Source organism: Agrobacterium sp. 16-172Ci, assembly GCF_053522725.1.
The window spans coordinates 1-24,134 of record NZ_JBNWBW010000010.1 but is presented as its reverse complement, the minus strand read 5'-3'; the positions used below and the strand labels follow the sequence as shown (position 1 = coordinate 24,134).

Genomic DNA, 24,134 nt, shown 5'->3' with positions numbered 1-24,134 from the left:
ATGAGCCTACGCTTTAGCAGTCACCGGGGAAGGAATGAAGGTGGAAGATAACATCTCCACCTCGAAGATCGCCAGTTGGAACGAGCGGTTACCGCCTGTTTCTTCTCCCCGCCGGGGAGAAGTCCGCGGCAGCGGGATGAGGGGGCAAGGGTAGAGATATGCGGAGAGCTAGCCCCCTCATCCGACCCTTCGGGCCACCTTCTCCCCGGCGGGGAGAAGAAATATGCCGCAACGTCTTGCCCTATCCGAATGAGCGGCGGATAAATCCGCCGTCTCATTGCCTCTCACGCCTCCAGCCACTTCACCTGCTCGGCCGTCAGCCTGATATCCAGCGCCGAAAGACTGTCTTCCAGCTCCGCAATCGTGCGCGGCCCGATCAGCGGAATAACCGGGAAAGGCTGGGCGATGACATAGGCGAGCGCGATATGGATCGGGTGCCGCCCAAGTTTTTGCGCAAGCTCGATCGCCCGGTCGCGGCGGACGAAGTTGCGGTCGGAATACCAGACGCGGACGATTTCTTCATCGTCATGCTTTTCGCGCCCTGCCCTGTCCGTGAAAAATCCGCGCCCCTGGCTGGACCAGGCAAAATTGGGAATCTGGCGGGATTTCAGCCATTCCTTCCACTCGTCATCCGATGCCGCAACGCAGCCCGCCCAGATGGGATCTAGCATTTCCGCCAGAGAGAAATTGTTGGAAAGCGCGGCCGGAGCCTGCTTGCCGTTCTTCGCAGCATAGGCGGCCGCCTCATCCATGCGCTCGCGTGTCCAATTGGAACCGCCGAAAATACCGCGAATACGTCCGCGCCGGACTTCGGCATCCATTGCATCGACGAACTCGTCGACCGGAACGTCAAGATTATCGCGATGCATGAAATAGGCATCGACATAATCCGTCTTCAGCCGCGTGAGCGACTGATCGAGTTGTTTTGCGATCATGTCAGGATAGCAGAGCGGCGAATGTGCGCCCTTGCCGATCAGCACGATCTCTTCGCGCGGCACGTTGCGGCTGGTGTGCCAGTCGCCGAAAATCGTCTCCGTCCTGCCTGCACCATAGACATAGGCCGTATCGAAGAGATTGCCGCCCGCCTCGTAAAAAGCATCCAGCGTCAGGGATGCGGAAGCGAAATTGGGGAAGAATTCGAAACCGAGCGCGACCACGGAAGCGGGCTTGGCAAGGCCCGGTATCTGCCGCTTGGGAACCGAATTTCCGGCGACGACCTTGCCACCGGCGATATTGGCAATGCGCGACGTTGCTTTTTCGACGCTGTATTCCAGTCCGACGGAAGCCCGCCACTGGTCCATGACACGCAGATTGCCGAGACTATCGGCCCAGGCCATGCCGGGTGCATCGAATTCCTTTTTGCCTTGCCGGATCGCCTCGCCGGCCGCATCGACCTCGAAGGAATAAAGCCAGCGATCCTCCGGCAACTCGATGGTTTCCACCTTGTCGCCCTTGATGATATCGATCCGGCCGGTGCCGCCCTTGTGGCCGGCAGCGAACCAGAAATCCTTGACCTCGATACGGCCTTCCGAGCCGATGATGCGCAGCACATTGTCCTGCGCCGCCATGATCGAGCACGAGACTTCGGCGACGATGCCGTTTGCGAATTTCAGCACGGCCGAGGCCCATTCATCGACACCCGACTGGCCGAGTTGGGCGACGCCCGCCACCTTTTCCGGTTCGGCGAAGGGTTTTCCGTCCACGGCGCCGGCGATCATCCGCACCATGGAAACCGGATAACCGCCGACATCAAGAATGCCGCCGCCCGCCGTTTCATTGGCAAACAGCCGGTGATCGGCCCGGAACGAACCCATGTTGAAACCGAAGCTGGAGCGGATGATGCGGATATCGCCCACCGCCCGGGCCTTCACCAGTTCCAGCAATTTCGCCGTCTGCGGATGCAGGCGGTACATATAGGCCTCGCCGGCGAAGACGCCTGCCTTTTTCGCCTCGTGGAAAATGGCGTCGGCATCATAGGCCGAGAGCGCGATGGGTTTTTCCACCAGCACGTTCTTGCCGGCCCGGATCGCCTTGATCGCCCATTCGGCATGGCCGGTATGGGGTGTGGCGATATAGACCGCATCGATATCGGGATCGGCAAGCAGCGCATCGTACCCATGGATGATGCGCGCACCGGCGAAGGCCTCGGCAAGGCCGGGCTTGTCCGGATTGCGGGTGGCGATGGCCTCTAACCTGCCGGTGCGGGAATGCGCGATACCATCGGCAAAAGTCCTGGCGATGGTACCCGGGCCGATGATGCCCCAGCGGATCGGTTGTTCGGTCGTCATGAAATCCTCGTCCTTCATATCAGTCTTGGGTGCTTGGGAAAGGGTTCAGCGCAGGCGGTCGCCCCTGCTGTCGAAAAGGAAAGCCCGGCGGGCGGAAAGGCCGACCGTCAGCCGGTCACGATTGCCGACATCGCGCGACTCCGGTCGCTCGATGATGAGCTGCTCGCCGCCTTCGGTTCGGGCATAGACATAGCTGGTGTTGCCGAGATGCTCGGCGACATCGACATGAACGGTGAGATCGGCATCGCCCCCGCCCGCATCGGCAAAATGTTCCGGCCGGATGCCAAGCGAAACCTTGGCTCCCTCGCTCAAACGGCTTTTCACCGGCAGGCTCAGCCGCACCGCAGGATCGCTGTCGAGCGAGAGCGTAACGCTCTCCGCGCCTCTGCCGATGATGGTGGCGTCGAGGAAATTCATCTTCGGCGACCCAACGAAACCGGCAACGAAGCGGTTGGCGGGATCGTCGTAAAGATCGAGCGGCGCGCCGACCTGTTCGATATTGCCCGCCCGCAGCACCACGATCTTGTCGGCCAGCGTCATCGCCTCGGTCTGGTCATGCGTCACATAAATCATCGTGGTGCCGAGCTGCTTGTGCAGCCGCGAGATTTCCACGCGCATCTGCACCCGCAATTCCGCATCGAGGTTCGATAGCGGCTCGTCGAACAGGAAGACCTGTGGTTCGCGCACGATGGCGCGGCCGATCGCGACGCGCTGGCGCTGGCCGCCGGACAGCTGTTTCGGCCGGCGCTGCATCAATTCGTTGATCTGCAGGATTTCGGCGGCGCGGTTGACCCGCTTTTGCGTATCGGCCTTCGGGTTGCCGTTCATTCTAAGGCCGAAGGAGAGGTTTTCCGCCACCGTCATATGCGGATAAAGCGCATAGGACTGGAACACCATGGCAATGCCGCGATCGGCCGGATCGGCATCGCTGACCGTTCTGCCGCCGATCACGATATCGCCGCCGGAAATATCTTCCAGCCCGGCGATCATTCTGAGAAGCGTGGATTTGCCGCAGCCGGACGGGCCGACGAAAACGACGAACTCCCCGTCCTTTACCTCCAGATTTGCGCCATGGATCACTTCCAGCGCGCCGTAACGCTTGACCACGTTGTTGAGCGAAAGTTCCGCCATGCGGCCCCCTTACTTGACTGCCCCGGCGGAAATGCCGGCGATGAAGTGGCGCTGCAAAGCCACAAAAACCACGAGGATGGGTGCGGTGAGCAGCACCGCGCCGGCCATGATGCCGCCCCATGACACTTTGGTCAGCCCGATGAGGGTGCCAAGCGCCACGGGTGCGGTCATCATTCCTGGGCGGGAATTGATGAGAAGCGGCCAGAGGTAATTGTTCCACGAGGCCAGGAAGAGAATGATGGAGAGCGCCGCCATGGTGGGCCGCGCGAGCGGCAAAGCGATGCGCAGGAATATCTGCCATTCCTTGACGCCTTCCACGCGTGCCGCATCGAAAAGCTCAGTCGGCATCATCGAGAAGGATTGCCGCATGAACAGAACGCCGAGCGAGTTGAACAGCGGCGGCACGATCAGCGCCACCCAGGTGTTGGCGAGCTTGAATTCGCGCGCCACCATGATGAATTGCGGAATGACAACGACGGCAAACGGAAGGGTGATGGTGCCGAGAATGATGGCGATGACCACCCCGCGCCCCGCAAAGCGGTAACGCGCCAGCGCCCAGCCGGCCATCGACGTCAGAAACACCGAAAGCACGGTGTAAATGACGGCGACGGTGATCGAGATGAACATGGCCCTGAGAAAATTGGTATCCGCCTGCAGATTGTTGAAATTCTCGACGAAATTGGTGGATGGCACCAGCACGATATCCGGGCTGAAAATGCCGTAATCCGGCATGGTCGAGAACACGAACATCATCCACAGCGGAAACAGCCAGATGATGGCAAGCGGCGTCAGCGCCGCATGCAGCGCGATCTTCTGCCAGAAAAGCGATCTCGATTTCGATCTCATTTCGGCTCCCTCCCGACCCAGAGATTAAGCAGCGAAATGGCGATGGCGAGCGCCGCCATGGTGTAGGCAATGGCCGAGGCATAACCGAAATTGAGCGAGGTAAAGCCCTGGCGGTAAAGGAACAGCCCCAGCGTCTCTGTGCCCCCGCCCGGCCCGCCCCTGTTGGTGATGAGGAAGGGTTCGGCAAACAGCTGCATGGTGCCGATGACCGACAGGACGACGCAGAACAGGATGATGGGTTTAAGCAACGGCAGGGTGATATAAAAGAACTGCTGGCGCTTGCTCACCTTGTCCAGCGTCGCCGCTTCATAGACATCGCCGGGGATGGATTGCAGGCCGGCGAGAATGATGATGGCGTTATAACCCGCCCAGCGCCAGGTGACGGCGATGATGACGAGCGCCATGGCCGCATTGGCATTGTCGAACCACGAGATGGGCGAAAGGCCGACGGAGGTGATGAGCTTGTTGATGATGCCGAAATCGGCGCTGAACATCAGCCGGAACACCGCCGCATAGGCCACCTCGCCAACGACGACAGGCGCAAAAAAGGCAAAACGATAAAGCGGCCGCGCCTTTAGGAGCGGCGAATTCAACAGCACCGCCATGACGGTGGCGAGCGCGATCATCACGGGCACCTGAATGACCAGAATGATCAGCGTGTTATAAAGCGCATTATAAAAGGCCGGATCGGAAACGAGCCGCCCCCAGTTCATGGAGGGCGCAAACCGCCACGGATTGATGCGGGTATTCTGGAACGACAGCATGAACGAGCTGATGATCGGCCAGACCCAGAAGGTGGCGAAAATCAGGAGATAGGGCGCAAGGAACGCATAAGCGATCCTGTTCCTAGACGGCATGGTGACCTCCAGATGCCGGACGATGGGCCGGATAAATGGAAAAGCTTCAGAAAGGCCTGCCCTGTTTTTCAGGGAAAACGCCATTGCAAAACGCTGCGGCATATTTCTTCTCCCCGAGGGGGAGAAGGTGGCCCGAAGGGCCGGATGAGGGGGCTGGCTCTCGGTATATCTTTACCCTCGCCCCCTCATCCCGCTGCCGCGGACTTCTCCCCCTCGGGGAGAAGAAACTTATGGCACCCGCTCGGTCCTAACCGCCGGCTTACTCCGCCACCGGCAGGCCTGTCGCCGTTTCGATCTGCTTGGCGGCATCGTCGAGCGCCGCTTTCGCGTCGGGATAACCGCCCGCGAAATATTTCGTCTGCGTCGCCTTGTAGATCGCATCCGCATCCGACTGGAACGCCGTGCCGCGGCTCGGCACGATCTTCGGCAGGGTGGCGAGAATATCGGTCCAAACCGCCTGTCCGCCCCAATAGGGCTGCTTTTCCTTGACGAAAGGATCGTCGATGGCGGACAGCAGCGAAGGAACGAGGCCGAAGGATTTCAGCATCGTCACCTGTCCTTCATTGGTGGTGAGCGCGTAATCGATATATTTCCACGCGGCCTCCTTGTGTTCCGAGGTCGAGCTGATCGCCAGCGACGAACCGCCGAGATTGGCGGCGTGCGGGCCATCCGGCGTCAGGCTCGGCATCAGATAGACGCCCCATTTGCCGGAAAGATCAGGAGAGCCGGAACGAACCGTGCCCTCATACCAGGCGCCATACATCTGGCTGGCGGCCTTGCCGGCCGTATTGGCCTGGATTTTCTCATCCCAGATCGCCGCCGTGATGATGCCGGCGTCTTTCATTTCCTTGACCTTTTCAAGGGTCGCGACACAGGCAGGCTGGTTGATGGTGATGTTCTGGCCATCGGTCGAAAAGTAACCGCATCCCTGCTCATTGGCGATCATGCGAAACCATTCGCTATCGCCATTGAAATCGGCCTGCGCCATAACGGTGCCGGGATTGGCGGCCATGACCTTCTTGCCGGCGGCGATGAAATCATCCCAGCTTTTGATGGTGGCCGGATCGACGCCTGCCTTCTCATAGAAGTCGCGGCGATAAAATACCGCCACCGGACCGGAATCCCACGGCACCGCATAGGCGACGCCGTCAACCTCCAGTTCCGTGCGCTTGAAATCAGGAAAAAGCGCCTGTTTCTCAGGCGTATAGCCAAGCTCGGTCAGATTGGCGAAACAATCGGGGAAACGGCTCCAGAACAGTTCCGCCTCGAAATTTTCAATGGTGACGATATCAGGAAGACCATCGCCCCCGGCTGCGCAGGCAGCCAGCGTCTTGTCAAAAACCTGATTGTTTCCAAGGTCTTCAACGACGATCTTGATATCTGGATTCTGCTTATTGAAACCTTCGACCGTGGATTTCAGCGCGGAAGCCGCGACATTCCAGCTCCAGATGGTGACGGTTTCTGTTTGCGCGAAAGCCGGGGCTGCGAGAAGCAGCATGGCCGTAGACGCGCCAAGAAATTTCAAGCACATTGAAAACCTCCCTTTTTCAATTGCCGTTCTTCAGCGAACATGGGCACATTACCGGCGGCAGGAAATCTGTCTCGTAAAAAGGGAACATCGATTTGGCGGAAAGTAAGATTGCCGAAAGAGCCTTCTACCAGCCGGGTGCGAGCAGCATCGAAGGCATGCCGACAACGCTTCAGCTTTTTCACAATCATCCGCCCATCATGCTCAGGCCCCACTGGCACGCGCAGGTGGAAGTGAATTATGTGATGTCGGGATCGGTGCATTACCGCATGGGCGATCATGAACTTTCGCTCGAGGCTGGCCAGATGTGCATCTTCTGGGGCGGCCAGCCGCACCAGATGGACCATTCCTCCGACGATTCCTTTTATGCAGGCGCGCATCTGCCGCTCGTGCATTTCTTCCGCATGCGCCTGCCGGCCGCCGTCTCCAGCCAGTTGATGGGCGGTGCGACGATGGTGAGTGCCGAGACGGACAGGGCGGATGCAGAAAATTTCGGCCGCTGGTTCCGCTACGTCACCTCGGGCGATCCGGCAAAAGCCCAGCACGCGGTCGAGGAACTGCTGCTCCGGGTCGAGCGGATGTTTCTGGAGCCTTACTCCGTCATATCCTCCGCTCTCGATGGAAAACGCAGACAGGATGACGAGGGCATGGCGCCCTCCATCGGCGTGGTGCGCATGTGCGACTTCATCGCCGCCAATTTTCTCGACGATATCGACGCGACGGAAATTGCCCGTGCCGCCTCGCTGCACCCGAAATATGCGATGAACCTGTTCCGCAAATCCACCGGCATGACGCTGATCAAATATCTGACCCTGCTCCGGCTTTCCCGCGCGCAGGCGATGCTGATGACCGGCAAGGACAATATCCTGCAGATCGCCATGGAAAGCGGCTTCGGCTCGGTCAGCGCCTTTAACAAGGCGTTTCGCCAGATCGCAGGCATGTCGCCTTCCGATTTCCGCCGCGACATGCGGGCGACGGCGGCTTAGTCTTCATTATCGGCGAAAGCAGCGCTGCGCTGCCGCGCCGCCTGCCGATAGGCCCTTGGTGAACTGCCCAGCATTCGCCGGAACATGGTGGTGAAAGCCGGGATGTTTTCATAACCGGCATCCAGCGCCACATTCGTCACCGCTTCGCCGGCCGCCAGTCTCGGCAGGGAGGCGAAGATACAGGCCTGCTGGCGCCAGGTGACGAAACTCAACCCCAGCTCCTTGCGGAACAGCCGCGTAAACGAGCGCCGGCTGATGCCCATGGCCACCGCCCAGTCATCGATCTCCACCCGCGCCACCGGCTTTTTCAGGAAATCACGGCACAGCGCCGCCAGCCGCTCGTTATCGGGAAAAGGCAGCCCGAGCGGCCGTTCCGGCAGACGGTTGATCTCGTCCAGCAACAGCGCCCGCACCAGACCGCGCCGATGGAAAGCGGGTGGCTCATGCTCTTCGCCCAGCAGTTCCGCAATCAGGCTGGAGGCGAGATCGGTGATTTCCACCACCCGCGGCACTTCCGCCTGAAACAGGTCGGGATGCACATAGATCGATTGCATTTCCACCGTCGATATGGTTTCCGACTCGTGTTCCAGGCCGGCGGGAATAATCAGCCCATGGCCGGGCGGTATCATCCAGCGACCATCGGCGGTGCTGACCAGAACCACGCCCCGGCGGGCATGCCAGATCTGCGCCCGCAGATGGCTGTGGACCGGTGCGCGATGTCCCTTGGCATAGGTGCGGGAAATCGCCAGCACCGGCTCGTTGGTGCCATCGATCAAATTCAGCATGTAGTTGTGGTCTTCGGCAGAAAAGGAGCCGAAGATCATGGAATTGTTTTTTGCCATTTGGCCCACTCACAAAGAAAATCGTCCAGAGCAAAGATGCAGGCCAGAAACAATATGAATAAAAGCGGGAAGAAATAAAGACATGTTTCCCGCCTTCCGCCGGGAACCGGAGAGGAATTCATCATGGCCACTGTCACCAGCGCCAGCACCAGCACCGGGTTCAACCCGCAACGCACGGCGTTTTCAATCATCGCAGCCGCCAGCTTCTGCCACATGCTGAACGACATCATGCAATCGCTGCTGACGTCGCTTTATCCGCTGCTGAAAGCCAATTACGCGCTCGATTTCGTGCAGATCGGCCTGCTTACCTTCGCTTTTCAGGTCACCGCCTCGCTGCTGCAGCCCGTTGTCGGCATGGTGACGGATCGCTGGCCGATGCCGTTCTCCCTGCCCGTCGCCATGCTGTCCACCTGCGCCGGCCTCATCACGCTTGCTTTTGCCCATAGTTTCGAGGTTCTGGTGATCGGCGCCTGCCTCATCGGCATCGGTTCGGCGATCTTCCATCCGGAAGCTTCCCGCGTCGCGCGCCTCGCATCCGGCGGCCGCCATGGTCTGGCCCAGTCATTCTTCCAGGTGGGCGGCAATACCGGCACGGCCATCGGCCCGCTGCTCGCCGCCTTTATCGTCATCCCGCTCGGTCAGACGAGCCTCAGCTGGTTCTCGCTGATCGCGCTCGTCGGTTTTGGCGTGCTTTCCTGGGTTGGCGTCTGGTACACCCGCCACCGCCGCGCAACCGTTGGCAAGGCGCCGGCCAGCCGCACGCTTCCCCTTGCCCGTGGCACGGTGATCATGACGCTTCTGGTGCTGGTGGTTCTGACCGCTACCAAGAATGCCTATCTCGCCAGCCTGTCCAGCTACTTCACCTTCTACACCATCGACAAGTTCGGTCTTGGTGTTCAGGACGCACAGGTTCTGCTGTTCCTCTTCCTCGGCGCTTCGGCACTGGGCGTGTTCTTCGGCGGCCCGATCGGCGACCGCTTCGGCTCGCGCGTCGTCATCTGGTTCTCGATCCTCGGCGTCATTCCCTTCGCGCTGCTGCTGCCCTATGCGAACCTGTTCTGGACAGCCATTCTCGTCGTCGTCATCGGCTTCGTGTTCTCCTCCGCTTTCTCGGCCATCGTCGTGTTCGCGCAGGAACTGGTGCCGGGCCGCGTCGGCCTCATCGCCGGCATGTTCTTCGGTTTCGCCTTCGGTTTCGGCGGCATCGGGGCGGCAGTTCTGGGCGTTTATGCGGATAAGGAAGGCATCGAATTCGTCTACCGCATCTGCTCCTACATGCCGCTGCTCGGCCTGCTCACGGTGTTCCTGCCGAAACTGCCGAGCCACCGCTAAAAGCCTCGCGTTCAACGCTTTTCAATACGGCGGTCACCTGTGATACTCAGGTGACCGCCGTATTCCGTTGAGCAAAGCCCTACCCATGCAAATCCCGATAAAATCGATCCTCGTTTTCCACGCCGCGGCAAGGGCGGGCAGCATTTCACGGGCGGCGGAAGAGTTGAGCGTCACCCCTTCGGCCGTTTCCCAGCAGATCCAGTTGCTGGAAGGCCAGCTCGGCACGACGCTGATGGCGCGAACCGGCCGCAAGGTGACATTGACGGAAGCGGGCGAACGCTATTTCTCGATGATCACCGCCCAGATCGAGCAGATATCAGACGCCACCGACAGTATTCGCGGCTTCCGCTCGGTCACCACGCTGACGATCCGGGCGACGCCGACCATTTCAAACAAATGGCTGCTGCCGCGTCTCGGCTCGTTTCTGGAGGAGCACCCGGAACTGGAAGTGCGCCTCGACGGCACCAACGAGCCGACGGATTTTTCACAGGAACTTGTCGATATAGAGCTGCGCCATGGCGATGGCCGCTGGCCGGGCCTCTTCGTGGAAGGGCTGGTGGAGGAGGAATTCCTGCCGGTCTGTTCGCCGAATTATAAGGGTGCGGGTAAATTTCTGCCCGAGGAATTGCAGAACCAGCGGCTGATCCATTCGGTGAAGGCGCAGGCGCAATGGAACCACTGGTTCCCTCTGGCCGGTGTGACAGCCGAAAAGCGCTGGCGGCGGGTGCTGTTCGACCGCAGCCACATGGCCATCGATGCCGCCGTTCTCGGCATTGGCGTGGCGCTGGAAAGCACATTGATGATGGAGCGGGAGCTGCAGGACAAGATGCTGGTGCCGGCCGTGACGGACGCGCCGCGCATCAAGCTCGTCACCCAATGGATCGTCTGCCCGCATTCCCATCTGCGGCAGAGAAAAGTCATGCTTTTTCTGGAGTGGATGCGAAAACAACGCGACGAGTGGCAAGCCCGTCGCGTTGTCTGATGTTTCAGGCAATCCGTTTTCGCGTCAATAAAGCCCCATCAGCCGGATTGGCCCGAGCGTCAGCACCGGGAACAGCACCAGCGCGAAGATGGCGAGCGTCAACACCGTCATCGGCGCCAGCGAACCGCGAATGACATCCTCGATCTTCATGTTGGCCACCTGTGCCGCCGCAAACAGGCAGACCCCCACCGGCGGCGTCACGAGCCCGAGTGTCAGCGTCATGACAGTCACGATCAGGAAATGGATCGGATCGATGCCCAGCGCCTCCACCGGCGGCATCAGCACGGGGATGAGGATAAACATCGCCGGGATCGCTTCCATGAAGATGCCGATGATGAGCAGGAACACAAAGATGACGAGCATGCCGGTCATTGGCCCGAGATTCATGGCCTTCAGGAGATCGGCGACCTGCTCCGGCAGGCCATCGAAAGTGAAGACCCAGGCGGCGAGCTGCGAGGTGGCGGCGATGAACAGGATGGTGCCGGAAATGCGCGCCGTCGAGATCAATATTTCCGGCAGCTCCCGCACCGGCAGCGTACGATAGACGATGACGCCGAGCACCGCGACATAAACCACCGCGATGGCAGCGGCCTCCGTTGGCGTGAACAGGCCGCTGGCAATGCCGATGATCAGGATCAGCGGTGTCAGCATCGGCAGGATTGCGCGCAGACCGGTGACGACCACCAGACGGAAATTGAACGGTGTCGGCGGATTGTAACCGTAATGCACCGAATAGAAGTGGTTGAAGACCAGGAAGGCGAAGGCGATGAAGAGGCCGGGCACCAGACCGGCGATCAGCAGCGTGCCGATCGACACATTGGCGATGGAACCGGCAATCACGATCAGGATCGACGGCGGAATGATCGAGGAGAGCGTGGACGTGCAGAGCGTCATGCCGACGGCATAACCCTTCGGAAAACCGTGGCGCTCCATGGCCTTGATTTCGATGGCGCCGACCGAGGCGATATCGGCGACGGACGAGCCGGAGACGCCGGAAAAGATGACCGACGAGATGACATTGACATGGCCGAGCCCGCCGGGAAGCCAGCCGACCATGGCCTCGGCGAAATCAAAGATGCGCTCCGCCACCCGCCCCCGCTCCATGACCGTGCCGACGAGAATGAACAGCGGCACGGCAACGAGCAGGAAGGAGTTCATCGACGAGAACATCGTCTGCGACAGCAGGTCCATGGGCATGGAGGTGAAGAGCCACAGCGTGCCGACACTCGCGAGCGCGAGCGCGATGGCAAGCGGCACGCCGAGCATGCTGAGACCGAAAAAAGCGACGAGAAGAAAGACCGACATGGCTCAATGTCCTGCTGAAATGGAGATATCGGCATGGGCGATCTCATCCGCCGGCAGACCAAGCTCGGGAAGCGCGATGAGCTCCCGGCGGCTGCGCAGCGATTCGATGATGGCCAGCACGGCGATGACGGCGGAAACCGGCAAGACGATGCCGATGGTCCACATGGGGATCGGCAGGGTGGCGGCGGTCTCGTTCATCATGATCTGCTGGCGCACTAGGGTCAGGCCCGTCCAGCCCATCATGCCGAAAAAGAACACCGAGGAACCGACATAGATCGGCACCGCCAGCCGCCGGAAGAAGCGGTGAAACAGCACTAGAAACACCACGACACGGGCGCTTTCCACGGTGCGGAAACCGGCCGCAAGGCCAAGGAAGACCATCCAGATGAAAAGAAAGCGGGTCGCCTCCTCGGTCCAGGGAAGCGGGCTGCCGGCAAGGCGGCCAATGACCTGAAGAAGAACGACGATGAGAATGCCGGCACAGGCTGCCCCTGCGGCCACATCGGCGATGAGTTTAACGATGGTGCCGAGCACCGAAGGTTTCGTATCGTTCATGACAATACCCTTCCACTGCTGAAACCGGATATCCGGTAAACGAATGCCACCCTGCCTCTGCGGCAAAGCAACCCTTACTGACGTTGGGGAAGGCCGGACCGAGATCCGGCCATCCACCGGCGCAACACGTCAGTTCGTCTTGAGGAAAGCCTGCGTCTTGTCGAAGAAAGCCTGATCTTTCACCAGTGCGGAGAACTTCGCCGAAAGCCCGGCCGCGACCTCTACGAAGGCCTTGCGTTCGTCATCGGTCAGCGTGTTGACCTCCATGCCGTTCTTCTTCAGCGTTTCGAGCGACTTGTCGATATCGGCAGCATCGTTCTGCGCCTTCCAGGCTTCGGTCTCCACGGCTGCTTCCTTCAGCGCGACCTTGAAGTTCTCATCGAGACCTTCGAAGCGGGCCGGGTTCATGCCCAGCACCCAGGCGTCAGCAATGTGATTGCTGATCGTCAGATACTTCTGCACCTCGTAAAGCTTGGCGCTGACCGGCACGTTGACCGGGTTTTCCTGCCCGTCGACGACTTTCAGCTGAAGAGCGTTATAGACTTCGGCAAAGGCCATAGGCGTCGGAGCAGCCCCCATGGCGCCGAAGAATTCGACCCAGAGCGGATTGTTCGGCACGCGCAGCTTCATGCCCTTGAGATCGGCCGGCGATTTGATCGGCGCCTTCGAATTGGTGATCTGGCGCAGCGGCCGCGACCAGAGATCGAGCCCGAGAATGCCGATTTTGCTCAGATCGGTGGAAAGTTCCTTGCCGAGATCGCTGTCGAGATAGACCCTGAGCTGGTCGATATCGCGGAACTGGTAGGGAATGGCGATGGCCGTGAACTTGGGATTGAAGGTCGCGTAAAGCGAGGTCGAATTCAAAAGCATGTCCAGCGAACCGCCGGCCAGCTGCTTGACACCCGCTGAAGGGTCGCCGCCATAAAGCGTGCCGTTCGGAAACACCTTGATCTTGAGCTTGCCATCGGTCTTTTTCGAAACGATCTCGGCAAACTTGTTGGCGGCAAGCGTGATTTCGGACGTATCCGCATCGGGCGTCGAAAGTGTCAGCGTTTCCGCCTGTGCGATGGATGCGACCAGCATGGTGGCGGCCAGAGCCAGCCCGTAAAGTTTTGAAATTTTCATGTGTTCCTCCCTTTGTTGTATCTCAAACAGTTTCGAGCGTTCCTCCGAACGCATTCATGCGCTTAATTTCAAGTATCACACCGCTGTGATCAAGCTCGCCCGCGCCATGCTCGACCATGGAGCGGAACAGCCGGTCAACCTCCTCGCCGACCGGTAGTCTGAGGCCCCGGCTTCTGGCGAAGGCCAGCGCCGTGGACGTATCCTTCACCTGATATTTCGCCGGCCCGCCGGGACGGAAATCGCCTTCCACCATGCGTTTTCCGTGTTGGCGGAAGACGGTGGAATCGGCGAAGCCGCCAAGCAGCGCGTGGCGCACCTGCGCCGGGTCCGCTCCCCCCTCTTCCACAAGGGTCAGAGCTTCGGCGACGGCGCAGATTGTCGAGGCGACGATCAGCTGGTTGGCAAGCTTGGCCAATGAGCCGCAGCCCACCGGCCCGACATGGGTGACGCGGCCAAGGCAATTGAGGAGTGGCCGCAATGCATCCACATCCTGCTGTTCGCCGCCGGCCATGATGGCGAGCGTTCCTTCGATCGCTCCCTTTTCACCGCCGGAAACCGGTGCGTCGACATATGCGACGCCATAAGCCTTGGCCACCTCTGCCTGTTCCCGTGCGCTGTCGACCGGGATGGAACTCATCACCAGCAGAATAGCACCGGGCTTCATGTTGGAAACGACACCCGAGGCACCGAGCAGAACCTCGTCACAGACCGGCCCGGAACTCAGCATGCAGATGACGACATCGGCTTCGGCCACGGCTTCGGCAGCAGTGGCCGCCGGCTGCACGCCTTTTGCCGCCAGAACCGCAGCTTTTTCAGCGCTGCGGTTCCAGGCTTTGACGGAAAACCCGGCCTCCGCCAGACGCCTCGCCATGGGGGCACCCATAATACCCGTTCCGATAACGGCGATCCGGCGGATGTCTGCCATCGCTCCCATCCTTCAAAGCCATTGCCGGTTCAGGAAACGCACCGGCAGTTCTTCTTCGATAAGGGCGGGAAAGGCCTCGCGAAACCGGTCGAGATGCGGTGTTTTGAGATGATCGTCGAAAGCCTGACGGCTGTTATAGACCTCGTAAAACACCACATTGTTCCCCGTTTCCGGCCGCACCACGTCGAATTGCCGGCAACCCGGTTCATCCTGAACCGAATGCTGGGCGTCCTCGCGCGCAGCGTCGAGAAAGGCATCCATAGCGTCAGGCTTCACCCGAAATTCCGCGATCACCACGAAAGCTCCCTTCGACATGTTCCGTTCTCCGTCCATTACGCAGCTGCGTCTTTTTGCGGACGGAAGCGGTTTTCCATGTCCTGACGCAACTTCACCACATCGAGGTCGTTCACCAGTTCCACATCGTCGAAGCTGACGATCTGGTCCTTTTTGATGGCGCGCTTCAGCTTGACATTATGGGCAAGGCCAATCGGCAGCGCCTTCATATCGAGGCTGCGGGTGGCCGGAATGGCGTTCGCCCAGACCGCGTATCCGCCCTCGCCGTCCAGCATCTCGCCTGGCTGCATGTCCTTCTTCGCCGTGGCGACGGCATCGCCGCGGAACTCCTTCGAGCAACCGGTCGCTTCATTGCGCAGCACGGCGGAAAGCACGCTGATCGAGGTTTCGAGACCGATAATGTGGAACGGACGCCACATGGAAGCATACCAGCCGGAGGGATCGGTCAGGAGGCCATATTGCTTGAAGCAGGCGCGGGCATATTCATTGTGGGCCTTGAAGGTGACGAAAACACCGTAGCGGATGTTGTTGAACACCTCGCGTCCATCGGGCTCCTGACTCGCGGCAATGTCGACGAGGCCGGAGCGCGCCATGCGGCCGCCATCGGCAGCGGGGCGGAAGACGCGGGCGAGATCGTGCAGGCCGGCGGGCGGAAAAGCCAGACCGTCATCCGGGCAATCCAGCCCCGTGCCATTGGCGACGGCCGCCATTTCAATGGCCGCCTTGGTGCCGTCGGTGAAGGAATTGTACATTTTTGGATTGAAGTCGCCCTTGGCCACTTCCTCGTCCGTCCAGCCGAAATAACCCCAGACCGTGTCCGGCGTCGAATAACGGTAACGCGGCTCGAAATTCATGCCCTTGCCGGCGGAAACGACCTCGAAACCGGTGGCGCGCGCCCAGTCGACCAGCTCGCAGATCAGCGCCGGCTGATCGCCGTAAGCCATCGAATAGATCAGGCCCTTGGCGCGGGCCTTTTCGGCAAGGATCGGCCCGACCATGACATCGGCTTCGACATTGACCATGACGACGTGCTTGTTGTGATCGATGGCGCCAAGCGCGTGGCGCGCGCCGGCCAGCGGATGGCCGGTGGCCTCGATCACGCATTCGATCTCACCGCAGGCGAAAAGCTCGTTCACATCGTCGGTTACATAGGTCTTGCCGCTCTTCAGCGCCTCGGCGCAGCTCTTCGCATCGTAACGCTCCTTCGGCCAGCCGACGCGATCCAGCGATTCCTTCGCCTTGCCGACATTGAGGTCTGCGACGGCGACCATGTGGAAACCGGCAATGCGCTGCGCCTGCGCCAGCACCATGGAGCCGAACTTGCCGGCACCGATGAGACCCACCCGAACAGGCTTGCCGCCGGCTGCACGCGCTGACAGAAGAGAATAGAGATTCATGTTTTGACATCCTTCGCTGGGGAAATTGCTGGCGAGAATGTCCAGTCAGCCCGGCGAAGGCCATGCGATACCGAGGCTGCGAAGGCTTATCCCTCGCGGCACGGACGGCATGACGATCCAACGTTCCTCCCGGATACCGGCACGCCTTTGCGCCGGCTCTCGCGGTCGCCTCCCAAAGCAACCTTGAGAACAGAGTAGGAGCGTTCAAATATTAGTTCTATTTAGAAAATCAGATTCTTTGTTTAGCTTATCTAACAAATCATCAGGCCGATTTGCGCAGCATCAGATCGGCGCTGAGGAGAATGCGCTCGCGCATCCGCGTCGTGTCATCCGCCTCCTCGTCCAGCTTCTGCAACAGAAGCTCGATCGACAGCCTGCCGATCTCGTTATAGTTCTGCGCTACCGTGGTAATCGGCGGGCACGCATAACGCGACAGCGGATGATCGTCATGGCCGGCGACCCTGAGGTCATAATCCGCACCATGGCCGACCCTGAGGCCCTTCTGGAAGGCGGCGGCGATGACGCCGAAGGCGATACGGTCGTTGGCGCACAGAATGGTGCGCGATGGCAGAGAACCCGCCCCTTCCAGCAGCCGGCCCGCCTCATCGAAGGCGAAACGCTCGAAATCCCAGGTGACAATATCCGGAACGTTGATCACCTGCGGCTCGAAACCAAGGCGCCGCATGGCCTCCTCATAGGCGGTGCGACGCGTGGCGGCATTGGTATTGACCTGCGGCATGTCGAAGAAACAGGGCGGCTCGCCCGAGCGGCAGAGATAATCCACCATCAGCCCCACGCTCTGGCGGTTGTCGGTGCCAACAAAGGCCGAGGTCTCGTCGAGCGGCGAATCGACATAAACAATCGGAATGCTGGCAGCGAGTTGCTCCAGCGTGGCGCGGTGGGATTTGACGCCCAGCGGCGCGATGATCGCGCCGGCGACATTCATCGACTTGAAAGTGCGGATGGCGCGGTCTTCGATTTCCGCCTTGCCATCCGAGGACAGCACGAAGGCAAGGAAGCCCGCCTCGTTGGCGATGAGTTCGATACGGCTCGTCAGCGCCATATAGAACGGATCGGTGGAATTCGGGATGATGATGCCGATGATATTGGAGCGGCGGCGGTTGAGATTGACGGCGAAAATATTGGGCCTGAAGCCCGATTTCTTCAGCGCATCCTCGATGGCGTCCCGGGTCTTCTTGCGGACCGAGGCCGGATCATTGAAGTATTTCGAAACAGTCGGGCGCGAAAGGCCGACGAATTCCGAAAACTCTTCCATCGTCCTGATAGATTTGGCCAAAGTGCTTGCCCCCATGAAATATTACATGTGGTACTTTATATCGACCGGCCTTCGCACGAAAAGCCGGTCGACTGCGGTTATCAACCACCAAACGATCATTCGGCTGCAAATTGCACTTTCATGGTGGCCGGATCGGATGGTTTCTTCGTAAAGAACGGCAGCATCTCCGAAAGCGGCAGCCGATGCGAGACAAGCCGCGCCATGACATCGCCATCCGTTTCCAGAATGGCGAGCGCCTGCGGTATGTTGCGGTTCAGCGAATGCGAACCGACGAGCTTGAGCTGACGCCTGAAGATTTCGAAGGGTGCGACCGAAATGCGGGCATCCGGCGCGCAGACGCCGAAGAACAGTGCCGTGCCGCCATCGGCAACCAACGGGATCATCGCTTCCGCTACGGGGGCGATACCCGTCGCATCGGCCACGACATCGAAAGACTTCTGTTGCCGCAGCAGCGCTTCCGAACCGGAAACCGCCACCTTAAGCCCGAGACCTTCGGCAAAAGCCAGCCTGCTTTCGTTGATGTCGGCAATCGTCACAGTCTCGACGCCGCGCGCTTTCAACGACAGGGCAAGCAGCAGGCCGATGGGACCGGCGCCAAAAACCAGCGCATTTTCAGCCACCGTTCCGTTCTCGCCGATACCCGCGCTCTGCATGCCGTTGACGACGCAGGCGAGCGGTTCAGCCAGCGCCGCGACATGATAGGGCATGGAGCCGATGCCATGCAGGTGATCGGCGCGCACCAGGCTGAATTCCGCGAAACCACCGTTATGGGAGACACCATAGGCCTTCAGCGTGCTGCACAGATTGGTCAGCCCCTTCCTGCAACTCGGGCAGGTGCCGCACGGCAGATTGGGGTCGACCACCACCCGGTCGCCGGCCTTTACGCCCGTCACATCGGCGGCCACGGCCGCAACTTCACCGGCATATTCATGCCCCGGAATGACCGGAAAGGCACCGTCGCCGTAACGCGCGTGGAGAACGTCGATATCGGTGTGGCAAAGCCCCGAAGCCTTGACCCGCACGAGCGCGTGGCCAGGCGGCAGATCGGCAACGGGAACTTCCGCCAGAACGGCCTGTCCCTTCTCGACGAATTGAATGGCATGCATGGTCATCTCCGGCTTTTCAGCTCATCCAGTTGCCGCCGTCGACATTATATGTCTGGGCGAGAATATAATCGCTGTCGGAAGAAGCGAGGAAAACCGCCAGTCCCTTGATGTCATCGGGCGTCGCAAAACGGCCGATTGGCACGGATTTGGCCACCGCCGCCTTCTTCTCGCCGGGCTTCAAGCCTTCCCATTTGGCGAAATGCGCATCGACCACTTCCCAATGCTCGCCATCCACGACGCCAGGCGCAATGGCGTTGACATTGATGCCGTGCTTGACGAGCGCGAGCGCCGCCGACTGCGTGGCGGAAATGATCGCCGCCTTGGAAGCGCAATAAAGCGTGACGAGCGCTTCGCCGCGACGGCCGGCCTGGCTTGCCATATTGATGATCTTGCCACCGCGCGCCCGCTCGATCATCACATTGGAAACCGCCTTCATCATGAACAGCGGTCCCTTGAGATTGATGTCGAAGACCCGCTCATAACTCCGTTCGGTAATGCCGTTGATCGGCGCCATGTCGAAGATCGCGGCATTGTTGACGAGAATGTCGATGCCGCCGAATTCCTGATCTACCGCCTTCACCACGGCGTCGATCTCGGAAAGATCGGTCACATCCAGCTTCACGGCCTTGGCGGCAGGGCCGATGGCCGCGGCGGAAGCCGTCGCGCGGGCAATATCGATATCGGCGATAATCACCTTCGCGCCTTCATCGGCAAAAGCCCGCGCAAAACCAAGGCCGATGCCGCGGGCGGCGCCGGTAATCAGCGCGACCTTGTTGTTCAATCTCATGTCGATCTCCATGATGCATGGCGGGTAATCTGGCCATGCTCTTTTGTTGTTCGATGCTTTTCCTCACTCCCCTCATTCCTGCTTGTTGCAGGAATGCAGCCGACGCGGCTCTCACGCGGCAAGAGAGTTCTTCCAAACCAAGGACTTGGGCTGGCTAGATTCCTGTGACAAGCACAGGAATGAGGAGACGGGTGTGGCAGCCCCACCCATGCCGCCCGCCACCAGAAGGCGAACGGGCGGCACGCCGGGAGGACGCGGCTACTTGATGTAGCCCGCGCGGGTCATGTCACGTTCGACCTGTTTCTGCGCGCCTTCGAGCGCCGCATCGACGGTCTGCTGGCCGGAAAGGGCTGCCGCGATCTGCTGGCCGACAACCGTACCGATGGACTGGAATTCCGGTATGGCGACGAACTGCACGCCGGTATAGGGCACCGGATCCTTGGTCGGCTTGGACGGGTCGGCAGACATGATCGCCTTCAGCACCGTATCCGCAAAGGGCGCCGCCTTCTTGTATTCCGGCAGCTCGTAGGTGGATTTGCGCGTGCCCGGCGGCACGGCCACCCAGCCTTCGCTTTCACCGACCGTTTTCACATAGTTCTTCGAGGTCGCCCATTTCACGAAGGACTTGGCGGTTTCGAGCTTCTTCGTGCTGTTGGGGATTGCAAGGTTCCAGGACCACGACCAGCTCGAACCGTTCGGCGTTACCTCGACCGGAGCACGCGTAAACGCGGTCTTGTCGGCAACCTGGCTCTGCTTGGGGTCATAAACGCGGCCTGCTGCAGAGGTGGCGTCGATCCACATGGCGCAACGGCCGGAGGAAAACAGAGTCTGGTTCTCGTTGAAGCCATTGGCGGCCGCACCGGGCGGGCCGTAGGAGGTCATCAGCGCCACATAGTCAGAGATCGCCTTTTTCCACGGCTCGCTCGTCAGCTGCGGTTTCCAGTCCATGTCGAACCAGCGGCCGCCATAGGTGTTGATCATGGTGCCGAGGAAGGCCATGTTCTCACCCCAGCCCGGCTTGCCGCGCAGGCATATGCCATATTGCTGTTTCGACTTGTCGGTCAGCTTGGCAGCGAAATCCTTGATCTGGTCGTAGGTCGGATTATCCGGCATCTTCAGGCCGGCTGCATCGAACAGATCCTTGCGGTAAAGCGTGAACGAGCTTTCGGTGTAGAACGGCACCGCGTAAAGCTTGCCGTCGACAGTCAGGCCCTTTTTGATCGGATCGAGCAGATCGGCGTAATCGTAATCGTCGCCGAGATCGTCGACCGACGCCAGCCAGCCCTGCTTGCCCCAGATCGGCGCTTCGTAACCGCCAATGGTCATGATGTCGAACTGGCCGCCATTGGTGGCGATATCGGTGGTGACGCGTTCGCGCAGAACATTCTCTTCCAGCACGATCCAGTTGATCTTGTTGCCCGTCTCCTTCTCCCAGGCGCTGGAAAGCTTCTGCATGATGATCATGTCGCCGTTATTGACGGTGGCGATGTTGATTTCCTCCGCCTGCGCCAGACCGGCGAAAAGGCCGATGCCAACGACGGACGATGACAGAATTCCAATTAATTTGCTCATGAGACCCGCTCCTCCTTTACGGATGTCCACGCATAACAATACATGCGTAAATTTTTTATCTCGCAAAATCCGCTCTCTTGTCAACGTCCGAAAATAAATCGGAGCATGGAGACATCTTCGCCCGCATCATTAAATCACTGTTTTAAAGTGGATAATATCATAAAAAATTATTTCCAAAGGCGTTCCTCTTGCTGCGATGCAACAAAATTTTCGTCATCTCATATATTGACGCGCGTAAATTTTTGAATGATATCCGAAAACCAGAAGCCCTCGGGACGGCGGGATTACCTCCGCCAAAAGGACGGGAGCCGAATGCATATGGAGGAGACGATGAGGCAGACATCCGCACTGGCGCCGCACACGAATGGCCCGACCATCACGGCCGGCGAAATCCTCGTGGAGATCATGGCGACGACGGTGGGAAGCGGCTTTCTCGAGCCACAAACGCTGATCGGCCCCTTCCCGAGCGGCGCGCCGGCCATCTTCATCGATCAGGTGGCGCGCTGCGGCGGAGCCGCCGGCATCATTGCGGCGGTGGGTGACGACGATTTCGGCCGTCTCAATGTCGAGAGGCTGCGCGGCGACGGCGTCGACGTCTCAGCCATCGCCACCATCCCCGACCGGCCGACGGGCAGCGCCTTCGTGCGTTACCGGGAAAACGGCGCAAGGGACTTCGTTTTCAACATCGCCCATTCGGCGGCCAGCGAAACGCATATGACGGCTGAAGCGCAGGCTCTCATCGAAAAAGCCGGCCATGTGCATGTCATGGGATCGGCCTTCGCGATTGCCGGCATTGGCGAAATCATTCTCGAAGCCATCAGACGCGTCAAGGCGCGCGGCGGCTCGGTCTCCTTCGATCCCAACATCCGCAAGGAACTGGCGCAGGGCGATGCCGGCCGCAGACTGATCGACGATCTGCTTGGTGTTACCGATCTTCTCCTGCCCTCCGGTGAGGAGCTTCACGCGGCCTCCGGGCTGAATGACGAGGAGGCGGCGATTGAAAAGCTGCTTGCCTCCGGTATCGGCGAAATCGTGCTGAAGCGCGGCGCGGATGGCGCAAGCCATTTCAGCCGCGCCCATGGGCGCATCGACGTCCCCGGCTTGCGGGTCCGCGAAATCGACCCGACCGGTGCCGGCGACTGTTTCGGTGCGACCTATCTCACCTGCCGCCGCCTCGGCATGCATCCGCAAAAGGCGCTCACCTATGCCAATGCCGCCGGCGCGCACAATGTCACCCGCCGCGGCCCGATGGAAGGCGCCACAAGCCTTTCCGAACTCGACGCCTTTCTGGCCGCGCAACTGTCGGAGGAAATCCTGTGACCCGTATTCTCGAAAATCTCGCCGCCGCGCGCCGCTCCGGCAAGCCCGCCGGCATCACCTCCGTCTGCTCCGCCCATCCCGTGGTTCTGCGCGCCGCAATCCGCCGTGCCGCCGCCGGCAAGACACCGGTGCTGATCGAGGCGACCTGCAATCAGGTCAATCATCTCGGCGGTTATACCGGCATGACGCCACGGGACTTCGTCAGCTTCGTCAACAGCATTGCCGAGGAAGAAGGGTTGCCCCGCGAACTGGTGATTTTTGGCGGAGATCATCTCGGCCCCAATCCCTGGCGCAGGGAAACGGCCGAGGAAGCGCTGACAAAAGCCGCCGCCATGGTCGAGGCCTATGTGACGGCGGGTTTTCGCAAGATCCATCTCGATGCCTCGATGGGCTGCGCCGGTGAACCGGCGGCGCTGGACGACGACACGATAGCCAACCGCGCCGCCAAGCTTGCAACCGTCGCCGAAAAGGCGGCCGCGGCTGCCGGCCTGCCCAAACCGCTTTATATTCTCGGTACCGAAGTGCCGGTGCCTGGCGGTGCCGACCATGTGCTCGACACGGTCGCGCCGACGCAGCCGCAGGCGGCGCGCCAGACCATCGACCTTCATCGCGAAATATTTGCGCGACACGGCCTTTCCGATGCGTTCGAGCGGGTCATCGCCTTTGTCGTGCAGCCCGGCGTGGAATTCGGCAGCGACAATGTCGTCGCTTACGACCCGCAAGCGGCCACCGCCTTGAGCGCCGTGCTGGACGCCGAACCGCAACTGGTCTTCGAGGCCCATTCCACCGATTACCAGACGCAGGCCGCCCTCACGACACTGGTATGCGATGGATATCCCATCCTGAAAGTGGGCCCCGGCCTGACCTTCGCCTATCGCGAGGCGCTTTACGCTCTCGACATGATCGCCTCCGAGATGATCGGCGATTATGGCGACCGTCCTTTGGCGCGCACCATGGAGGAGCTGATGCTCTCCTCACCCGGCGACTGGCGCGGACATTACCATGGCGATGACATCACGCTGCGATTGCAGCGCCACTACAGCTACAGCGACCGCATCCGCTATTACTGGACGCGGCCGGAAGCGCTTGCGGCCGTTTCCGCCTTGCATAAGGCGCTGGATGGGAAGACAATTCCCGAACCCCTGTTGCGCCAGTATCTCGGCGAGTTGCCGCTCGCGGCAGTTGCAGGAAAGGATATGGAGGAGGTTCTGGTCGCAGCAGTGGATCAGGTGCTGGCGACCTACCATGCGGCGACGGGCGAAGGCCGCCACTAAGACAATCGTTAAATTGGGATGCCCTGGCGGGAGACGTTGCGGGTATCGGTCAGGGAGGGGAAACTCATGGCAACCCGAAACACGAGCGGATTAGCGCGGGTCATGCTTGCGCCATCGGTGCTGTTGTTGCTGGTGTGGATGATCGTGCCTCTGGCGATGACGCTGTGGTTCTCGTTCCAGAACTACAATCTCCTCAACCCGGCCAATGTCAGCTTTGCTGGTCTGTTCAATTACCAGTATTTCTATACCGACCCGGCCTTCTTCCAGTCGATCTGGAACACGCTGCTGATCGTCGGCGGTGTGCTGCTCATCACGGTGGTTGGCGGCATCGCCATTGCGCTTCTGCTCGACAATGACATTTTCGGCCAGGGCATCGTGCGCATCA

Annotated in this window: 22 protein-coding genes; 6 read left to right on the top strand and 16 right to left on the bottom strand. The window is 60.2% G+C overall.

Translation table 11 applies throughout. The features are described 5' to 3' along the window. Positions 1–284: 284 nt before the first annotated feature. The 5 genes from ACQZ40_RS11570 to ACQZ40_RS11550 all read right to left on the bottom strand — a co-directional run bounded on the left by ACQZ40_RS11570 (position 285) and on the right by ACQZ40_RS11550 (position 6,653). Positions 285–2,288: an aldo/keto reductase gene (locus ACQZ40_RS11570; RefSeq protein WP_448747979.1), complete on the bottom strand. Its 2,004-nt coding sequence runs from the start codon at positions 2,286–2,288 to the stop codon at positions 285–287. A 45-nt stretch (positions 2,289–2,333) separates the two neighbouring features. Further along, a complete protein-coding gene (locus tag ACQZ40_RS11565) occupies positions 2,334–3,419 on the bottom strand; it encodes an ABC transporter ATP-binding protein (protein WP_448747978.1) in 1,086 nt (361 codons plus the stop codon). A gap of 9 nt (positions 3,420–3,428) precedes the next feature. Beyond that, a complete protein-coding gene (locus ACQZ40_RS11560; RefSeq protein WP_046800394.1) occupies positions 3,429–4,265 on the bottom strand; it encodes a carbohydrate ABC transporter permease in 837 nt (278 codons plus the stop codon). Then, positions 4,262–5,122: a carbohydrate ABC transporter permease gene (locus ACQZ40_RS11555; protein WP_003523586.1), complete on the bottom strand. Its 861-nt coding sequence runs from the start codon at positions 5,120–5,122 to the stop codon at positions 4,262–4,264. The genes ACQZ40_RS11560 and ACQZ40_RS11555 overlap by 4 nt, the downstream gene beginning before the upstream one ends. A gap of 259 nt (positions 5,123–5,381) precedes the next feature. Beyond that, positions 5,382–6,653 (bottom strand): ABC transporter substrate-binding protein, encoded by a 1,272-nt coding sequence (locus ACQZ40_RS11550; RefSeq protein ID WP_271046466.1) that lies wholly within the window; start codon positions 6,651–6,653, stop codon positions 5,382–5,384. An 86-nt stretch (positions 6,654–6,739) separates the two neighbouring features. Here ACQZ40_RS11550 and ACQZ40_RS11545 point away from each other — a divergent pair, with 86 nt between their 5' ends. Then, a complete protein-coding gene (locus tag ACQZ40_RS11545; protein ID WP_448748024.1) occupies positions 6,740–7,636 on the top strand; it encodes a helix-turn-helix domain-containing protein in 897 nt (298 codons plus the stop codon). Here the strand turns inward: ACQZ40_RS11545 and ACQZ40_RS11540 are convergent. Further along, positions 7,633–8,478, bottom strand: a complete 846-nt coding sequence (locus ACQZ40_RS11540) for an AraC family transcriptional regulator (protein ID WP_448747977.1) — start codon at positions 8,476–8,478, stop codon at positions 7,633–7,635. The genes ACQZ40_RS11545 and ACQZ40_RS11540 overlap by 4 nt on opposite strands. A 123-nt stretch (positions 8,479–8,601) precedes the next feature. Here ACQZ40_RS11540 and ACQZ40_RS11535 point away from each other — a divergent pair, with 123 nt between their 5' ends. Beyond that, a complete protein-coding gene (locus ACQZ40_RS11535; protein WP_078053639.1) occupies positions 8,602–9,810 on the top strand; it encodes an MFS transporter in 1,209 nt (402 codons plus the stop codon). An 85-nt stretch (positions 9,811–9,895) separates the two neighbouring features. Beyond that, positions 9,896–10,792: a LysR substrate-binding domain-containing protein gene (locus ACQZ40_RS11530; protein ID WP_065656179.1), complete on the top strand. Its 897-nt coding sequence runs from the start codon at positions 9,896–9,898 to the stop codon at positions 10,790–10,792. Between the two features lie 24 nt (positions 10,793–10,816). Here ACQZ40_RS11530 and ACQZ40_RS11525 read toward each other — a convergent pair whose 3' ends face one another. The 10 genes from ACQZ40_RS11525 to ACQZ40_RS11480 all read right to left on the bottom strand — a co-directional run bounded on the left by ACQZ40_RS11525 (position 10,817) and on the right by ACQZ40_RS11480 (position 21,155). Further along, complete coding sequence (locus ACQZ40_RS11525) at positions 10,817–12,097, bottom strand: TRAP transporter large permease (RefSeq protein WP_020812270.1); 1,281 nt, start codon at positions 12,095–12,097, stop codon at positions 10,817–10,819. A 3-nt stretch (positions 12,098–12,100) separates the two neighbouring features. Then, positions 12,101–12,652 (bottom strand): TRAP transporter small permease, encoded by a 552-nt coding sequence (locus tag ACQZ40_RS11520; RefSeq protein ID WP_078053641.1) that lies wholly within the window; start codon positions 12,650–12,652, stop codon positions 12,101–12,103. Positions 12,653–12,781: 129 nt separating this feature from the next. Further along, positions 12,782–13,777 (bottom strand): DctP family TRAP transporter solute-binding subunit, encoded by a 996-nt coding sequence (locus tag ACQZ40_RS11515; RefSeq protein ID WP_448747976.1) that lies wholly within the window; start codon positions 13,775–13,777, stop codon positions 12,782–12,784. Positions 13,778–13,799: 22 nt separating this feature from the next. Then, the gene (locus ACQZ40_RS11510; protein ID WP_448747975.1) at positions 13,800–14,702 is read right to left on the bottom strand and encodes an NAD(P)-dependent oxidoreductase; all 903 of its coding nucleotides are present in this window, start codon (positions 14,700–14,702) and stop codon (positions 13,800–13,802) included. Positions 14,703–14,714: 12 nt separating this feature from the next. Next, positions 14,715–15,017, bottom strand: a complete 303-nt coding sequence (locus ACQZ40_RS11505; RefSeq protein WP_448747974.1) for a putative quinol monooxygenase — start codon at positions 15,015–15,017, stop codon at positions 14,715–14,717. A gap of 17 nt (positions 15,018–15,034) precedes the next feature. Beyond that, positions 15,035–16,393, bottom strand: a complete 1,359-nt coding sequence (locus ACQZ40_RS11500; protein ID WP_269829807.1) for an NAD(P)H-dependent oxidoreductase — start codon at positions 16,391–16,393, stop codon at positions 15,035–15,037. A gap of 262 nt (positions 16,394–16,655) precedes the next feature. Further along, positions 16,656–17,669, bottom strand: a complete 1,014-nt coding sequence (locus ACQZ40_RS11495) for a LacI family DNA-binding transcriptional regulator (RefSeq protein WP_065656182.1) — start codon at positions 17,667–17,669, stop codon at positions 16,656–16,658. Positions 17,670–17,785: 116 nt separating this feature from the next. Beyond that, the gene (locus ACQZ40_RS11490; RefSeq protein ID WP_142844550.1) at positions 17,786–18,796 is read right to left on the bottom strand and encodes a D-altritol 5-dehydrogenase; all 1,011 of its coding nucleotides are present in this window, start codon (positions 18,794–18,796) and stop codon (positions 17,786–17,788) included. A gap of 16 nt (positions 18,797–18,812) precedes the next feature. After that, positions 18,813–19,583: a galactitol 2-dehydrogenase gene (locus ACQZ40_RS11485; RefSeq protein ID WP_448747973.1), complete on the bottom strand. Its 771-nt coding sequence runs from the start codon at positions 19,581–19,583 to the stop codon at positions 18,813–18,815. A gap of 258 nt (positions 19,584–19,841) precedes the next feature. Beyond that, on the bottom strand, positions 19,842–21,155 hold the full coding sequence (locus tag ACQZ40_RS11480; protein WP_271046459.1) for an ABC transporter substrate-binding protein: 1,314 nt from the start codon (positions 21,153–21,155) through the stop codon (positions 19,842–19,844). A 312-nt stretch (positions 21,156–21,467) separates the two neighbouring features. Here ACQZ40_RS11480 and ACQZ40_RS11475 point away from each other — a divergent pair, with 312 nt between their 5' ends. From ACQZ40_RS11475 to ACQZ40_RS11465, 3 genes are all read left to right on the top strand, one after another. Beyond that, entirely contained in the window at positions 21,468–22,475 is a 1,008-nt protein-coding gene (locus tag ACQZ40_RS11475; protein WP_220318892.1) for a tagatose kinase, read from the top strand. Continuing rightward, complete coding sequence (locus tag ACQZ40_RS11470; protein ID WP_220318891.1) at positions 22,472–23,749, top strand: D-tagatose-bisphosphate aldolase, class II, non-catalytic subunit; 1,278 nt, start codon at positions 22,472–22,474, stop codon at positions 23,747–23,749. Before ACQZ40_RS11475 ends, ACQZ40_RS11470 begins: the two co-directional genes overlap by 4 nt. Before the next feature lie 66 nt (positions 23,750–23,815). Next, positions 23,816–24,134 (top strand): carbohydrate ABC transporter permease (locus ACQZ40_RS11465; RefSeq protein WP_448747972.1); only part of this gene is annotated, 319 nt, incomplete at its 3' end.

Excerpts from the sequence above, each read along its gene's own strand:
- ACQZ40_RS11570 (WP_448747979.1), bottom strand. The coding sequence starts at position 2,288 with ATGACGACCGAACAACCGATCCGCTGGGGCATCATCGGCCCGGGTACC.
- ACQZ40_RS11565 (WP_448747978.1), bottom strand. The coding sequence starts at position 3,419 with ATGGCGGAACTTTCGCTCAACAACGTGGTCAAGCGTTACGGCGCGCTG.
- ACQZ40_RS11560 (WP_046800394.1), bottom strand. The coding sequence starts at position 4,265 with ATGAGATCGAAATCGAGATCGCTTTTCTGGCAGAAGATCGCGCTGCAT.
- ACQZ40_RS11555 (WP_003523586.1), bottom strand. The coding sequence starts at position 5,122 with ATGCCGTCTAGGAACAGGATCGCTTATGCGTTCCTTGCGCCCTATCTC.
- ACQZ40_RS11550 (WP_271046466.1), bottom strand. The coding sequence starts at position 6,653 with ATGTGCTTGAAATTTCTTGGCGCGTCTACGGCCATGCTGCTTCTCGCA.
- ACQZ40_RS11540 (WP_448747977.1), bottom strand. The coding sequence starts at position 8,478 with ATGGCAAAAAACAATTCCATGATCTTCGGCTCCTTTTCTGCCGAAGAC.
- ACQZ40_RS11535 (WP_078053639.1), top strand. The coding sequence starts at position 8,602 with ATGGCCACTGTCACCAGCGCCAGCACCAGCACCGGGTTCAACCCGCAA.
- ACQZ40_RS11530 (WP_065656179.1), top strand. The coding sequence starts at position 9,896 with ATGCAAATCCCGATAAAATCGATCCTCGTTTTCCACGCCGCGGCAAGG.
- ACQZ40_RS11525 (WP_020812270.1), bottom strand. The coding sequence starts at position 12,097 with ATGTCGGTCTTTCTTCTCGTCGCTTTTTTCGGTCTCAGCATGCTCGGC.
- ACQZ40_RS11520 (WP_078053641.1), bottom strand. The coding sequence starts at position 12,652 with ATGAACGATACGAAACCTTCGGTGCTCGGCACCATCGTTAAACTCATC.
- ACQZ40_RS11515 (WP_448747976.1), bottom strand. The coding sequence starts at position 13,777 with ATGAAAATTTCAAAACTTTACGGGCTGGCTCTGGCCGCCACCATGCTG.
- ACQZ40_RS11510 (WP_448747975.1), bottom strand. The coding sequence starts at position 14,702 with ATGGCAGACATCCGCCGGATCGCCGTTATCGGAACGGGTATTATGGGT.
- ACQZ40_RS11505 (WP_448747974.1), bottom strand. The coding sequence starts at position 15,017 with ATGTCGAAGGGAGCTTTCGTGGTGATCGCGGAATTTCGGGTGAAGCCT.
- ACQZ40_RS11500 (WP_269829807.1), bottom strand. The coding sequence starts at position 16,393 with ATGAATCTCTATTCTCTTCTGTCAGCGCGTGCAGCCGGCGGCAAGCCT.
- ACQZ40_RS11495 (WP_065656182.1), bottom strand. The coding sequence starts at position 17,669 with ATGGAAGAGTTTTCGGAATTCGTCGGCCTTTCGCGCCCGACTGTTTCG.
- ACQZ40_RS11490 (WP_142844550.1), bottom strand. The coding sequence starts at position 18,796 with ATGCATGCCATTCAATTCGTCGAGAAGGGACAGGCCGTTCTGGCGGAA.
- ACQZ40_RS11485 (WP_448747973.1), bottom strand. The coding sequence starts at position 19,583 with ATGAGATTGAACAACAAGGTCGCGCTGATTACCGGCGCCGCCCGCGGC.
- ACQZ40_RS11480 (WP_271046459.1), bottom strand. The coding sequence starts at position 21,155 with ATGAGCAAATTAATTGGAATTCTGTCATCGTCCGTCGTTGGCATCGGC.
- ACQZ40_RS11475 (WP_220318892.1), top strand. The coding sequence starts at position 21,468 with ATGCATATGGAGGAGACGATGAGGCAGACATCCGCACTGGCGCCGCAC.